This window comes from Bacillus sp. K7 (genome assembly GCF_053903245.1).
This window is the reverse complement of the sequence record NZ_CP096406.1, coordinates 2,446,695-2,461,232: the sequence shown is the minus strand read 5'-3', so window position 1 is coordinate 2,461,232 and position 14,538 is coordinate 2,446,695. Positions and strand designations below refer to the sequence as shown.

Below are 14,538 nucleotides of genomic sequence, written 5' to 3'. Positions count from 1 at the left end.
TTGCCCTATCCTCCAAAGTCGATAAGGTTTGTAAAAGGAGGGATTTCATGTCTCTAGAAGAGCAATTGCAATTGAAAGAAGAGGAGCTTACAAATCTAGTGTCATCCTTTGCTGCCAAGGAGGGTACGAACGTAACGTCAATCTCTGGGTTGGAATTTATTCGATCTGCCAAGCCGCTGGTGCCTGTACATATTATGCATGAACCTGCTTTGTGTATTGTTCTGCAAGGAAGAAAAGTGATTTCTATAATTGGAGAAGACTTCTTTTACGGAAAAGGGGAATACTTAGTCGTGGCAGTCGATCTTCCTGTTATCGGAGAAATTTTACAAGCAAGTGAGATGGAACCTTATTTATGTCTTCGATTGAATTTTAACTTGATGCAAATTGCAGAGGTCTCAAAAGAGTATAAGCAACATAGCACTAATCATCATGCTACAGGGCGAGGAATATTTGTTGATCAGACAGATGAGGTCATTCTGGATGCACTTATCCGACTTGTGAAACTACTTCATTCCCCTGATGATACAGAAATACTTGCACCTTTAATCATCAAGGAAATTCTATACCGCATTATGCAGGGAAAGCATGGTCATACAGTAAAAAGCCTTGTTGCCAAGGGGAGTAAATTATCCGAAGTGGCTGCTGCTCTGGATTATTTAAGAAATCATTTTTCTCATGAAATCAAGATAGATGGACTAGCTAAAAAAGTAAACCTTAGCCCATCGGCTTTATATCACCATTTTAAACAAATTACAACCATGACTCCGGTCCAATACCAGAGAGCTTTACGTCTTCATGAAGCAAGGCGGTTGATTATCGGGAAAAAAATGAGGGTTGCTGACGCTGCCTTTCTAGTTGGCTATGAAAGTCCTTCTTATTTTAATAGAGAGTATAGAAAGATGTTCGGCAAGCCTCCAGGGAAAGATCGTAAAGAGAATCTGAATTTATATAATGTGTAATCAAATCAAGAAGTCGCATACGTTGCGACTTCTATCCATTTAACGAATGAGCTAACTGTTGATCTTATTTCCCCTTTTGGAATTTAAGATGGGATTTAATAACAAATTAAGGATCTGCGTGTTGTATAAAAAAATATATTTTTGTTCCATTTTCGTATAAAAAATTATATAATTAATTCAAGAATTGAATTTCTAGAGTTGAATGAAAGTTAGGTGTTTAGGCTTTGGCTGAAGCAAAACAGATTTTAGAAAGTTATATCCCATTTGCAAAAACGATAGGAGAAATGTTTGGGCCGAATTGTGAGGTTGTCATTCACGATTTGACAACGCCTCAGTCTTCCGTCTTTTTTACAATGAACAATCATGTGACAGGAAGAGAGGTTGGTCAATCCTTTGATCACTTGGTGAAAAAGGTACTTTTATCAGACGAATTTAAAGAAGATTATTTAGCAGGGTATGAAATCGAAACAGAAGATCAGCGAACAATAAAATCATCGACTACCCTTATTAGAGATGATTGCCAGCAGGTAATTGGAGCGTTTTGCATCAACTATGACATGAATGTCATGATTCAAATGAAAAAAATAGTAGATGCATTTATGCCTGCCACTGAAAAGAAACATCACATACAAACCCCGAATACGACGGAACAGGAAACTTCCATTCAGAATGTAGAAGAGATCACAAATCAGTTAATTGAACAAATCGTGGCGAATCACAAACACTCTCTTATGAAGCGCCGGGAAAAAATTGAGCTGATCAGATTTATGGATGAAAAGGGAATATTCCTCATGAAAGGTGCCGTTGATAAAGTGGCAGAACAATTAGGTATTTCAAAGGTAACTGTCTATAGTTATTTGGATGAAGTGAAAAAAAGACAATAGGAGTGAGTAGAGTGGAGAGTATTTTTGAGGCAGGGAATTTAAAATCGAACGGACATTATGCCTTAGCTGTGATTCATCAAAACACGGTCTATGTATCAGGGCAATTTGCCATTGATCCAATCACGCAGGAAAAGAAATTTGGCACAATTGAAGAAGAGACTTTACAGGCATTGTCAAATATAGAACGTATTTTAGAAGAAGCCGGCAGTAATAAAGGCCGAATATTAAAGCTGACCTTATATCTTCACGATATCAATTTATTAGACCGTGTTGATAATGTCTGTCAGGGTTTCTTTGCCGATTTTCGTCCAGCATGTTCAATTGTTCCGACGAACGAGCTGCATTACGGTTTTCAAATTGAGATTGAAGCAATTGCCAGTCTGTAATATATTTTTTTGTCTATGTCATATAAAAAAATCTATAAAAGATAAAAAAATATACAAATAGAGGGAGGATCTAAACATGAAGGAGCAATATCAATGTCATTCTTGCGGTGCGAAATACAATGTGTCTGAACAGATATGGAAATGCCAGTGTGGCGGCGTATTAGATCTTCTGAAAGAAAAGATAGAATTTGATGATCTAAAAGTAAATAAAAACACCCCTTCAATGTGGAGATATATTGAAGCTATGCCATTTGGGCGCGACTCTGGAAGTTGGAGTGCGATTACTATGGGTGAAGGAAACACACCTCTCATCATGTTAGACAGCGAAGAGCCGAATACTTTTGTGAAAGTGGATTATATGATGCCTACTTTGTCTTTTAAAGATCGCGGTGCTGCTGTATTAATAGCTAAGGCAAAGGAGCTGGGAGTGAAGCATGTGATAGCCGACAGCAGCGGAAATGCAGGGACATCTATTGCAGCTTACGCCAAGCGGGCTGACATCGCATGTGACATCTTTCTTCGGAAGGGTACATCGCCTAAGAAAATCGCGCAGGTCAGAGCCCATGGGGCCAACGTTCGCGAAATTGAAGGCACAAGAGAAGATGTAGCTGAAGCAGCACAAAAGGCTGTGAATGAAGAGAAAAAATTCTATGCCAGCCATGTGTATCATCCATTTTTCTATGAAGGAACAAAAACATATGCCTATGAAATTTGGGAACAAATGAACGGAGCGCCTGATACGCTTATGATTCCAGTTGGAAATGGTACGTTATTGCTCGGGGCCTACTATGGATTTCAAGAATTATTAGAGAACAAATGTATCGAAAAAATGCCAAAACTCGTTGCGATACAGGCCGAGAATTGTGCACCGTTAGCGAAAGCATTTGTCAGCAATCAACAATCAGCTGAACCTATCGAAAACAGCGGCACACTTGCAGAGGGCATCGCGATTGCCAAACCGGCAAGATCTGCCCAAATCTTAGAAGCCATCCGTGCCACAAACGGCCAAATCATTACAACCAATGAGGAAGAGATTTTAAAAGCCCGTACAGCATTAGCTGGTAAAGGCTTCTATGTTGAACCCACAACAGCAGCAAACTATGCAGGTTATTTAAAATACGAACATTCTTCTGATGAAAAAATCGTGATCCCATTATGCGGTGCCGGGATTAAGTCTAATTAGGAACTCAGAGAGAAACCTTTCATATGAAAATGGGGGAGTTAACATGGAAAACAAGAAAATTATTTTGCTGAGCACCGGCGGTACAATTGCAAGTAAGCCTGATCCTGAAACAGGTCTATTAGAAGCAGGTGCCATGACAGGCGAAGAGCTTTCTGAAATGTGTCAGCTGCCTTCTCATATAGAGGTCGAAATCAAGTCAGTCTTTCAAATGTCAAGCAGTCATATGACTTTTCATCACCTTGACGTTCTAAAAGAAAATATAGAAAGTTTCTTCCGGAGTAAGGATGTTGCTGGAATTGTGATATCGCATGGGACAGATACCCTTGAAGAGACCTCATATTTCCTTGATCTAATTATTTCTGATGAAAGGCCGGTCGTGTTAACGGGGTCACAAAGAGGACCGACACTTGAAGGTACAGATGCATTTGTGAACCTAAGACAAGCTTTCTTATTAGCGGCACATCCTGATGCGCGAGGCTTAGGGGTAACAGTGTTGTTTAATGAGAGGGTCTTTGCTGCTCGATATGTGAAAAAACAGCATGCGTCAAATGTTGATGGTTTTTTCTCGCCGGGATTCGGTTATTTAGGAACGGCTGATCAAGATGAGATCACAATTCATCAAAGATTAATCAGGCGTGAGACGTATCAGCTGATTCAACCTTTGCCAAATGTAGAACTTATTAAGTGTGCACTTGGATCAGATGGAAAGTTTATAGATTATGCAGTTGAGTGCGGAAGTGCCGGCATCATTATTGAGGCGCCGGGAAGAGGCCATACGGCTCCAGCCATATTAGAAAGTGCAAAGAAAGCTGTACAGAAAGAGATTCCTGTCGTTTTGACAACAAGTGCTGACGAAGGTGAAGTCAAGGGAGTATATGGATTCAAAGGAAGTGCTTCAACATATGCAGGTGCCGGAATCATACTTGGCGGCAGCTATGACAGTAAGAAAGCAAGGGTCAAACTGGCTGTTTTGCTGGCTGCTGGCCAGAAGATTGATGAGGCTAGCTTTAAATATTAAGAATAATAGGGGGAGATTATATTGAAGCCTGTACACACGAAGTATTCAACACGGGATGGGGGCCATTACGTGCCAGCTATGGAACACAATGATGTTCTCTATATTTCAGGGCAGTTGTCGATGAGTCCGGAAACGGGGAAAATCCCGGCTGGGGGCATAAAAGAAGAAGCAAAACAGGCATTGGTAAATATGGAGCTTGTCCTCAAGGAACGGGGATTAGCCAAGGAAGATGTGATATTATGCCGACTTTATACCCCAGATGTAAAGTATTGGCCGGATATCAATGAAGTGTATGCTCATTTCTTCGGCGATCATAAACCGGCAAGAGTAGTTGTTCCATCAAATCATTTATATGCCGGATGTCTTGTTGAAGTTGAAGCCATTGCAGCGATAAAGGAGGAGGTACAATGAAGTATTTAGAATTAGATACACCAGCTCTTTTAATCGATAAAGATGTGATGCTAGGCAATATGAAGGATATGCAAAATTACGCTAATGAACAGAAAGTAAACTTACGACCTCATACTAAAACACATAAAATGCCTAGATTAGCGAAACGACAAGAAGAAATGGGGGCTAAAGGAATCGCTGTAGCGAAAGTAGGAGAAGCTGAAGTGATGGCGAGAAATGGTTTGAAGGATATTTTTATTGCAAATGAGATTGTTGGTAAATCAAAGCTTGAACGTATTAAAAAACTATCTGAAACAATTGATATCTCCTTTGGTATTGATAGTGCGTATCAAGTGCATGAGATTGAAGAAGTATTTGAAGGAGCCACAAAGAAAGCCCAGGTGTTAGTGGAAATTGAAGTAGGAGAACACCGCTCTGGAATTATTGAGGAACATGATTTTCGTACTTTATTAGAATTCATCAAAACGTGTAAAAATGTCGAGCTTAAAGGAATCTTCTCACATGACGGGCATTCTTATAAAGCGAAAAGTACAGCACATTGTAAAGAACTCTATAATGAAAGTGTAGAACGAACATTACATTTCGCCCGAATAGCGGAAGAAATGAACCTTAAGCCGAAAGTAATTAGTATTGGCTCTACACCTCCCTTCATGTTTAAGTTTGATATTCCAGAAGGGGTGACAGAAATTAGACCTGGCACTTACATTTTTATGGATGCCTCACAAGCAAATGTGATTGGCACGTATGATCGCTGTGCAGCTTCTGTCCTCACAACCGTGATTAGTAAACCAACAAAAGAACGAGTCATTACAGATGTAGGGGCAAAGGGGATTACTGCCCAAACACGAAGTGAAGGGATCACTGCAACCAAAGGGCTTGGCCGTATCAAAGAATACGAGGGCGTTTATATTCATGGCGTATTCGATGAACATGCTATCATTTATAATGAAGACTTTCGCAACCAAGTGAGTATAGGAGACAAGGTTCAAATTATTCCTAATCATATTTGCCCGGTTGTTAATTTACATGAAAAAGCCTACTTAGTCTCTGATGGAGAGGTGATAGAGGAATTAGATATTGAAGCTAGAGGGAGACTTCAATAATCGAGGAAAATCATGTCTAATTAAAAATATCCTTACCTGATTTGTTAAATGTAAATATATATAGGAGGATGCCATGAATCATGACAAGCTATTTTACAAAGATCCCTATCTAAAAGCGTTTGAAACGAAACTCTTGAAACAATTTCAGGACAAAAAAGGTGATACGTATATTACTTTAGAGAAAACAGCCTTTTATCCAACCGGCGGGGGCCAGCCACATGATATAGGGACTGTGAATGGAGTCAAAGTTTTAAACGTTGAAGAAGTTGATGGAGAAATTCGTCATTATATAGAAAGGGCTTTACCTCAATCAGATGATAAGGTCGTTGGGGTTATTGACTGGGAACGACGCTTTGATCACATGCAACAGCACGCGGGTCAGCATATTTTGTCGGCAGCATTTGCTCAGTTGTATGATATTCATACAGTCGGATTTCATCTTGGACATGATATCGTTACCATTGACCTTGATCTATCAGAATTAACAGAGGAAATAGTAGGGAAAGCAGAAAAACTCGCAAACGACATGATCATGCAAAACAGACCAATAGTTACAAAGTGGATAGAATATGATGACTTAGTAAATTATCCAATTCGCAAAACCCCATCTGTAAAAGAAAATATTCGTCTTGTCATCATTGATGATTTTGATTATAACGGATGCGGTGGAACACACCCGAGCGCTACAGGGGAAGTTGGAGCAATCAAAGTATTGAATTGGGGAAGACAAAGGAAAAAAATTCGTTTGTCTTTCGTTTGTGGTAATCGGGTCATAACCCAATTCGATCAAAAACAAAAGGTAATGGTTGAATTGACGGGATTGCTTAATCGTCCTGAAGGGGAATTAAGTGAAGCTGTCAAACGGTTGCTTGAAAATGTAAAGAAGCTTGAGAAAGAGCTTCTAGAATCTAATGAAAAAAACCTTCAGTATGAAGCCAATGATTTATTAGCCAAAAGCACCATTCAAAATGATGCTGTAGTCATTATAGAAACCTTCTCAGATCGATCGATCCAAGAACTTCAAAAGCTAGCAAAAATGATTGCCGACCGAGAAAAAAGAGCCCTTATTTTTTTCATATCAGAAAACCATAATCGCTTCCAACTGGTTTGTGGGCGAGGATCAACAAATAAAATGGACATGAGAGTCCTTATGCAAGAAAGCCTTTGTCTTATTGATGGAAAAGGTGGAGGAAATCAAACGTTCGCTCAAGGTGGAGGGACTGCGTCATTAAAAGTAGAGGAATTTTTAAGGCACATCATTAACATTATAGCTAAACTATTAAAGTGAGAAGAAAATACGACAGTCAAATAAGAGGTAACTCCTTATGTTCATTTATTAAATGAGATCCAGGAGTTGAGCATCGACAGCCATATCGAGGCCTGCATACAGAAAGCCGGAATATGAGATCCGGCTTCTTCTCCATTATTTCCCCTTCGCTTTCTTCCTTTTCTCTTTCTCCGCCCGGTAAAACTCATGAAACATCTTCATCAGCGCCCGCTTTTCGATCCGCGACACATAGCTGCGCGAAATACCAAGTTCTTTGGCAATCTCCCGTTGCGTTTTTTCCTTCTTCAAATCAAGCCCAAACCGCCCGACAATCACTTCCTTCTCACGATCATCTAAAATGTCGATGTATTGCTTCACTTTTTCAAGCTCCATGTTGAGCTGGATCGTATCAATCACGTCTTCATTTTCTGATTTTAAAACGTCGATTAGGCTTATTTCAATGCTACTCACAGGTTATCCGTTTTGTTCACTTTCCGATATAACACAAAAGTTTGATGTATAATTAATGGTGCTTTTTTGCTTTAGAATTATTACTTGAAAAAAATAAGATTATTTGCATGATATTTGATTATAAAAAAACGAACTAATGTTCTTGTGAAGGGAGACAAATCTATATCTGCCAGTATGGATCTCATATTAGATGAAAAAATTGTTAATCTCTTTGATTTGAGCTTCAACAATGAAGCAAGAAAGTCTTTGTCTCATTATGAAAGCATATGGTCAAATATATTGGAGGCTTGCATTTCTTTTACAGATGAAGGAACATCACAAGCAGTAAACAGAAACCTTAAAAAAGCCGATGTGTTAAAAGATGCAACCCAAGAGTTTATACGCTTAGTTTCAGCTACAAAGCTGTTAATAAACCAATATACAAAGAATTTAAAATCGTCTTAAAAGTTATGTTCCAATAATCTCAGATAACCCAGCAGCATCCTAAAAATAATAAGAGGCCAGGTGTTTATATAATCCTGAGCCTCTTCATTGTCGTCATTCCGCCCTTCGCTTCTTCCGCTTTCCTTCTCCGCCCGGGTAAAACTCATGAAACATCTTCATCAGCGCGCGATTCTTAATCCTGAACACACAGCTCCGCAAAATCCCAAGCTCTTTCGCGATTTCGTGTTGCGTTTTTCCATCTTCAAATCAAGGCTAAACCAGCTAAGATGGCTGCGAGAAATAATAAGTATCTATTTTTTGCTGATGGAGATAAGGTGTTTATGTTTACAGATTCACTAACCCTTAAGGACCAAGAGGTTTTAGAGAAAGAAAAGAAAAAGATTAAAGGATTATTAAATCCTAAATTCTTATAAACAAAATCAAAAGTCCAAAACGGAAAGCCTGCGGACACTAAACTTACAGTATTACGCTGTTTGTTTGGTGTCCGTTTTTATTTGGAAAAGGAGGACACAATCATGAATCGAAAAGATATTGAAAATTATTGAAAATCTAATCAATAGCTATCACTGAATGGCAAAAGAGGTTCATGGATTGCAGAAGGTACTCTATGGCTTGGTAATTCCAATGAAAAATTGGGGTGTTGCTCAATATGTATTAGAAGCTACTATGCCAAAAGGAAGTCCTGGGAAGAGTCAGGCTGAGCTAAGGCAAATGGATATGAGAGAGGAACGTCTTTTCAAACGTCTTAAGTATTATGAAGAGCGAGTATATGCAGTGGAGCTAGGTGCCGAAAAGATCAAAGGGGAGCAACATAAGGTCATTTATGACTGCATGATGGAGGGAATGAGCTACCGTGCAATAGGTCTTCATTTTGGCATTTCAAGGGAAACTGTACGAAATATGAAAGAAGAATTGATCAGCCAATTATGCCAAGATTGCCACTTTGAGCGTTTGTTGAATCTGAAAAGATCTGTAGTGTAAAATGGGAGGCAGGTCGGCGCGCAGGAGACAAATGAAAAAGATTTGTTTGTTATTTGTGTTAGTTGGCATTGTGGCGGTAATTGGTGCATGTTCTTCAGAAGATCCGACTGACGATACATCGTAAAATCTGTCGATTCATCAACAGATGATTTAACGGATGATACATCTGTTGAATCAGATACAGATAATGGTGAATCTGATAGCTCAATTTATATTGAAGAAGAATTAGAGAGTGATCCCAAAGCACCTTCTTCAAATCCAAATGATTACAATGATGATGGAGAGTATGTACCAGATAATGGGGGTTCAGATAACCCAGCTGATTATAATGTGGGACAAGAGGCTACATAATCAGCAAAGGAATTTCATGAAGGGTGCGTAGGTGAGTTTACCCAACTGTTTCATACGAATTTTACAAAAGAAGATACGTTGGGCTTTGATGATATTGACGGAAAATATAAATTTGAAGCAGCTGGCAGTACTTTGAAATTGAACAGGAATCTTCCAACATACTGGAAAAATTCTATGTGCGCAATGAAAAAGACTATCAAATCCGCAAAGAATTTTTTCAACGTAAGCAGAAAATTCACCCCTATTCTAGCTTTAGAGAGGCATTTACATCTATAGAAGCATTAGAGCAAGAATTTGTTGAAAAGCAGACGAGTGGATGGGGGTTAGATTATCCTAAAGTGAATGGAATTTTAGACGATATACGTTTTATGACAGAAGAGGGGCAAGAATTACTGGAAGACTGTGTTAGCGAAGACGAGGCTTTTGACTATACAAATCTACTTTATGTGCCGAAAGATGAGGATGGTCATCTATTTACAGATATCGGATTTGCTACAGGATACTATTTTCAGGCTTATGGTGCAGGCCATATCTACTTATTTTTCAATAAAGATTTAAGAAAAGAAGTAAATTGTTTTGAGTATACATAAGATGTAAGAAGTAAGAAATGGCTGTTGTGGTAATCTAATAAGAGTCAACAAGAAAAGAGTGATCAACATGGAAGAGAAACAGCAGCAAGAAATAGATCATAACAAAGTGTATGATTACGCTGAATTTCCGGATAAGGTCAGTGGCAGATGTGACAACTGCAACTCAGCTTACTTCAAAAGTTCTTTAAAAGGTGGCGTTTTCTTACGTGAATGCCGAATAAGAAGAGTATATAAACTATAAGTATATGATAGCTGGGCCCTTCAGAATTTAAAGGGGCCTTTTTGTTTGTATTTAATAAGGTTTAGTAATAGATACTTTAGTTTAAGTGAGGAGGCTAATCATTCAAATATTACGGTTTAGGCTCAATGTAAGAAGGAAACTCGGTAGGGTGATGCATTCCTGTTACAATTAAAAGATAAGCAAACACACAAAATATAGTAATTATCGCTATTGCTATAACGAATCGAAGAAGCTTCTTGACTTTTCTATGTCTGCGGAACTCGTAAAAATTAATAACATTATTCATACAAAACCTCCTCGTCTTATTTTTTAGAAACACAGAATAAAAAAAGGAAGATAAAACCTCCTCACTTATAACTCATAAGGTAGTTTTGTCTCCCAATATACCATTATTCCGTCTTTATTATACTTACAATTTAAAATTATCCTGTTATTATAACGTTAGCAACATGGTACACAACATTGAGAATTAGAGTGTGTTACATTGGGGTTTGATGTAGTACCTTTTATTTTTGAATGATAAGTTTCTTTAGTTGATAAATTAGTGTTATTTCTCTGTTGACGAGATGCATAATCAATTACACGTTGTTCTTCCAGTAGTACGAATTCTAATTCATACATCATAATCAATCACTCCTTTTTAAGCTTCTTTCTTTTGCTCTTTATTAGCCTCATTTGTGCAACAAGTGCTCTTTTCTTCTTTTATTTCCACGATCTCGATATTGCAGCAATCTTTTTCTTTCTTATTTCCTTTAAAAATTGACATTAGACCCATCTTCATCTACCTCCATTAAATTTCTAAAATTAAAAATAAATATCCTGAAACAGTTGCCATTAGAAACACAGATACAACAAATGCACTTACTAATTTTTTACGGAAAATACTCTTCAACATAATGATTTCAGGTAAGCTTGCACCAGCACCTCCTATTAGCAATGCCATTGTCGGAGCAATAGGGAATCCATTAACAAGTAAAGCTTGAGCAATCGGTAACATCGTTGATAGACGAATGTATAATGGAACACCAATAATAGCTGCAACAGGTATAACCCACCATTGGTTTTGATCAGAAATGAATGTTAAGAAGTTAGTTGGCACTGCTTCTTTAATAATTGCCCCTATGAATGCCCCAATTAATATATATACGAGAACTGAGCGAATTAAATCTATTGTTTCCTTAATGGATTCCTTTATATTTAACATAAGGCCTTTTCTACGTCGTTCATCTTGTTCTGGAAGAGTGCCTTTAATCATGACTTTTCTTACTTGATCTTTATAATTTTTCTTATCTAAATACCATCCAATAATCATAGAGAAAATAAAAGTTGTAATTGTATAAATAGCTGTTACCTTTACTCCATAGATATAAGCCATCAACCCTAAAATCCAAGGATCTAATAAAGGCGAAGTAAATAAATAAGTCATTACGGTTTGGAACGGTACATTACGGTTAAGCATGGTTACGAGTAATGGAATGGTTGAGCACGAACAGAAAGGTGTTACAAAACCAAGTAGTGCTCCAGCCAAGTTCCCTAGAAAGGGGTTTTTACTTCCCATCCATCTTTCAACTTTTTCGAAAGGTACGTATGCTTGAACAAAGCTGATAAAAAATGAAATACCAAGAAATAAAACCAATAAGTTCTTACTTAAAGATAAAAATTCTAATAATACTTTCGTTACTACATCTGGCATAAAGCATTCCCCCTTATAATTAACTTCGAAACTATGTATATTTACAATAGTTGCAAAATACAACTATTGTTTTTTGAAAAAGAGGCATTAACAGCAACTGCTGTTTTTCATAGCCTCTAGAATTAAATCAATACTTTCTAAAACTTGCCCACGTTTGTTTTCTGGCACATTAGAAAGGATTTCTTGAATATATACATTCATCTGTTTAGCAATTTCATCTTCGTATTGATCTCCCTCAGGAGTAAGTGTAATTGTGACATATCTACGATCAGTAGGAGATTGTATACGACTTACTAAATTACGTTCTACCAATCCTTGAATATGACGACTTAATGTACTGTTATCTAAACCTAGTGAAGCAGAGAGTTCATTTAAAGACGGTTTTTTTGTGCGCTCTACTTCAAATAATATATGACTCTGTACTAAAGAAACTCCACAACATTGTGCACCCTCTTTTTCAAGTAACCCAAAGCGTCTAATTAGAATTTGAAGCATTTGACGAAATTGATGAGATTCTTTTCCTACTTCTACGTTGTTCATAATCTTTTCACCACACCTTATTTGCGTGTTAAAACAATTGTAAAATACAACTATTTCAAATGTCAACGATTAAATTGACATTTTTTTCAGTTTTTTTGTTGACGGGTCTAAAAATAGGTTATATTATCTGATTAACATAACAAAACATTTATATATAAAATATAAAAATGTTAATAAAGTTATAAGGGGTGCTAAATACATGTTAGCTTTGAATCAAAAACTAAATTCTTATTTTGATACTTTTTTTACTGAAGCAGTCGAAGGGGGTACACTGCCCGAAAGAGAGAAAGTTGTAGCTATTTTAACTTCAGCTACTTTGTTAAATGATCAGGCTACATTGAAGAATGCGGTCCTAACTGCTAAACAATTAGGGTTTACTAAAGAAGAGATCGGTCAAATAACTGCTATTGCGGTTGCTGTGAATGCTCAAAAGTTAAAAGATCAAGCCGAGGTAAAGGTAGAGAGTAAACCATCTTCTACATGCTGCCAATAAGGAGACGATCTATGGATAATCAATATGTTATTTTAGTGAGTCCTAGAGATAATGAAGTTCAATTGGTACAACAACAAGGTTATAAAACCATTTTATTAAGAAAAGAGATTTCATTTGATGAAATTTTTGATGTGGACGTACCTATCGAAATAGATTTAAACAATGAAGAAGTGGTGTTAGAAAAATGTTTAGAACTAGCTAATCAGCTTGATATTATTTCAGTTTTTACGATGAATGAATACCGAATTCCTTTAGCATCTAAGATAAGTGAAGCACTACAATTAACATATCAACTACCTTATGAAGCTAGTTTACGATGTCGGAATAAAAAATTGGCTAGACAAAAACTAAATGAAGCTAGTGTAGGGGAGGTTCAATATCGCCTTGTCACTTCAGAAAGCGATTTAGAATCTGAACTTCAGGGCATGGATTTCCCCCTAATTGTTAAACCGTCTAACGATTCAGGAAGTAAAAATGTTTACTTATGTAAGAGCGAATCGGAAATATCAATAGCTATTAAACATATTGTACAGAGCAAGAAAAATATCGTTGGTCAAAGTCTTGATACAGATATATTGATTGAGGAGTTTTTGGATGGTCCGGAGTTTAGTATTGAATCTGTGACCGTAAATGGCCAAACTATTATACTAGGGATTACAAAAAAACTTGTCACTCCCTACCCCCTTTCCATTGAAGTAGGGCATGACTTCCCTGTAGCTTTAGGCCCTGATGAAGGGAAAGAGATAAGAAGTCTAGTAAAGGAAAGTTTGGCTATTTTAGGAGTGGATTTTGCCGTTACTCATACCGAAGTTAAATTAACGAATAAGGGTCCAAGGATTGTAGAAGTGAATGCTAGACCTGGAGGCGATGAGATCCCACACCTTGTTAAGGCAGTTACGGGAATTGACCTTAAAACCTTAGCTTTTCTTGTTACCCTAGGCAAAGGAATTGATTCTTTAAATTTGTCTTCATCCACTGTTCATTCTGCGTCCATTCGATTTTTATTAGCAAATCAAGAAGGTAAAGTCTATTTTGATGAACGATTCCAGTCTGCTTCTATAAGAGAGCAGAAGTGGTATGTTAACAACGGTGAATTAGTCCAACGAACCGAGAGTAATTTTAATCGTTTGGGTTATTTTATTGTCTATGGAGATGAACACAGCCCTTCATGTAGTAAAGCTGATTCTGTAGAAAAAGAATTATCTATAACAATTAAGAGCCCATTGGAGATTTAAATATGATTACAGATGTTGAGATTAAATTTAAAGCACTTAGTGATAGGACCAGACTTGCACTTTTACAGGAAATTTCCTGCTGTAAGGAGTTATGCGTCTCTGATCTACAAAAAAAGTTTAATATTTCTCAATCAAAGCTATCTTATCATCTAAGACTACTTGTTGAGGCCGGCATCCTCATGCGTTGCGAAAGAGGAACTTGGTGCTATTATCAGGTGAATGAGAAAGAAATTAAGCGCATTTTATCTCCTATCACTTACCAAGAAATCATAAAAAAACAGTGAGTCC

Annotated in this window: 16 protein-coding genes and 3 pseudogenes; 14 read left to right on the top strand and 5 right to left on the bottom strand. The window is 37.3% G+C overall.

Going from position 1 to position 14,538, the window contains the following annotated elements; genetic code table 11:
- Nucleotides 1-47: 47 nt before the first annotated feature.
- The 8 genes from M1D98_RS12645 to M1D98_RS12610 all read left to right on the top strand — a co-directional run bounded on the left by M1D98_RS12645 (nt 48) and on the right by M1D98_RS12610 (nt 7,232).
- Entirely contained in the window at nt 48-959 is a 912-nt protein-coding gene (locus M1D98_RS12645; protein WP_268526615.1) for an AraC family transcriptional regulator, read from the top strand.
- A gap of 224 nt (nt 960-1,183) precedes the next feature.
- The gene (locus tag M1D98_RS12640; RefSeq protein ID WP_010327814.1) at nt 1,184-1,843 is read left to right on the top strand and encodes a helix-turn-helix transcriptional regulator; all 660 of its coding nucleotides are present in this window, start codon (nt 1,184-1,186) and stop codon (nt 1,841-1,843) included.
- Nucleotides 1,844-1,854: 11 nt separating this feature from the next.
- On the top strand, nt 1,855-2,229 hold the full coding sequence (locus tag M1D98_RS12635) for a RidA family protein (protein ID WP_010327813.1): 375 nt from the start codon (nt 1,855-1,857) through the stop codon (nt 2,227-2,229).
- Nucleotides 2,230-2,305: 76 nt separating this feature from the next.
- Complete coding sequence (locus tag M1D98_RS12630) at nt 2,306-3,412, top strand: threonine synthase (RefSeq protein ID WP_010327812.1); 1,107 nt, start codon at nt 2,306-2,308, stop codon at nt 3,410-3,412.
- Between the two features lie 43 nt (nt 3,413-3,455).
- On the top strand, nt 3,456-4,430 hold the full coding sequence (locus tag M1D98_RS12625; RefSeq protein WP_456279624.1) for an asparaginase: 975 nt from the start codon (nt 3,456-3,458) through the stop codon (nt 4,428-4,430).
- Between the two features lie 21 nt (nt 4,431-4,451).
- On the top strand, nt 4,452-4,841 hold the full coding sequence (locus M1D98_RS12620; RefSeq protein WP_435576498.1) for a RidA family protein: 390 nt from the start codon (nt 4,452-4,454) through the stop codon (nt 4,839-4,841).
- The gene (locus M1D98_RS12615) at nt 4,838-5,944 is read left to right on the top strand and encodes a D-TA family PLP-dependent enzyme (protein WP_268526621.1); all 1,107 of its coding nucleotides are present in this window, start codon (nt 4,838-4,840) and stop codon (nt 5,942-5,944) included. The genes M1D98_RS12620 and M1D98_RS12615 overlap by 4 nt, the downstream gene beginning before the upstream one ends.
- Nucleotides 5,945-6,017: 73 nt before the next feature.
- Nucleotides 6,018-7,232 carry an alanyl-tRNA editing protein gene (locus M1D98_RS12610; protein WP_456279623.1) on the top strand — a complete coding sequence of 405 codons (1,215 nt, stop codon included), beginning with the start codon at nt 6,018-6,020 and terminating at the stop codon, nt 7,230-7,232.
- A gap of 135 nt (nt 7,233-7,367) precedes the next feature.
- Here the strand turns inward: M1D98_RS12610 and M1D98_RS12605 are convergent.
- Both M1D98_RS12605 and M1D98_RS12600 read right to left on the bottom strand, forming a co-directional pair.
- Nucleotides 7,368-7,670 (bottom strand): annotated as a pseudogene (locus tag M1D98_RS12605) (sigma-70 family RNA polymerase sigma factor); the annotation flags it as partial.
- 549 nt (nt 7,671-8,219) lie between these two features.
- Nucleotides 8,220-8,383, bottom strand: a pseudogene (locus tag M1D98_RS12600) (hypothetical protein); the annotation flags it as partial.
- Nucleotides 8,384-8,696: 313 nt separating this feature from the next.
- Between M1D98_RS12600 and M1D98_RS12595 the strand changes: the two are divergent.
- The 3 genes and pseudogenes from M1D98_RS12595 (at nt 8,697) to M1D98_RS12585 (ending at nt 10,289) form a co-directional block, all read left to right on the top strand.
- On the top strand, nt 8,697-9,107 hold the full coding sequence (locus M1D98_RS12595) for a sigma-70 family RNA polymerase sigma factor (RefSeq protein WP_435576500.1): 411 nt from the start codon (nt 8,697-8,699) through the stop codon (nt 9,105-9,107).
- Between the two features lie 351 nt (nt 9,108-9,458).
- Nucleotides 9,459-10,048, top strand: a pseudogene (locus M1D98_RS12590) (siderophore biosynthesis protein); the annotation flags it as partial.
- Between the two features lie 67 nt (nt 10,049-10,115).
- Nucleotides 10,116-10,289, top strand: coding sequence for a hypothetical protein (locus M1D98_RS12585; RefSeq protein WP_435576501.1), 174 nt, complete (start codon nt 10,116-10,118; stop codon nt 10,287-10,289).
- Nucleotides 10,290-10,929: 640 nt separating this feature from the next.
- Here M1D98_RS12585 and M1D98_RS12580 read toward each other — a convergent pair.
- From M1D98_RS12580 to M1D98_RS12570, 3 genes are all read right to left on the bottom strand, one after another.
- Nucleotides 10,930-11,064 carry a hypothetical protein gene (locus M1D98_RS12580; protein ID WP_256720753.1) on the bottom strand — a complete coding sequence of 45 codons (135 nt, stop codon included), beginning with the start codon at nt 11,062-11,064 and terminating at the stop codon, nt 10,930-10,932.
- A gap of 15 nt (nt 11,065-11,079) precedes the next feature.
- Entirely contained in the window at nt 11,080-11,982 is a 903-nt protein-coding gene (locus M1D98_RS12575; RefSeq protein ID WP_435576502.1) for a permease, read from the bottom strand.
- Nucleotides 11,983-12,069: 87 nt separating this feature from the next.
- Nucleotides 12,070-12,522: a MarR family transcriptional regulator gene (locus M1D98_RS12570; protein ID WP_435576503.1), complete on the bottom strand. Its 453-nt coding sequence runs from the start codon at nt 12,520-12,522 to the stop codon at nt 12,070-12,072.
- Between the two features lie 199 nt (nt 12,523-12,721).
- Here M1D98_RS12570 and M1D98_RS12565 point away from each other — a divergent pair, with 199 nt between their 5' ends.
- From M1D98_RS12565 to M1D98_RS12555, 3 genes are read left to right on the top strand one after another with little or no spacing between them, the layout of a single operon-like run.
- Nucleotides 12,722-13,015 (top strand): carboxymuconolactone decarboxylase family protein, encoded by a 294-nt coding sequence (locus tag M1D98_RS12565; RefSeq protein ID WP_435576504.1) that lies wholly within the window; start codon nt 12,722-12,724, stop codon nt 13,013-13,015.
- An 11-nt stretch (nt 13,016-13,026) separates the two neighbouring features.
- Nucleotides 13,027-14,250 carry an ATP-grasp domain-containing protein gene (locus tag M1D98_RS12560; RefSeq protein WP_435576505.1) on the top strand — a complete coding sequence of 408 codons (1,224 nt, stop codon included), beginning with the start codon at nt 13,027-13,029 and terminating at the stop codon, nt 14,248-14,250.
- A 2-nt stretch (nt 14,251-14,252) separates the two neighbouring features.
- The gene (locus tag M1D98_RS12555; RefSeq protein WP_435576506.1) at nt 14,253-14,534 is read left to right on the top strand and encodes a metalloregulator ArsR/SmtB family transcription factor; all 282 of its coding nucleotides are present in this window, start codon (nt 14,253-14,255) and stop codon (nt 14,532-14,534) included.
- The last annotated feature ends 4 nt before the right edge of the window (nt 14,535-14,538 follow it).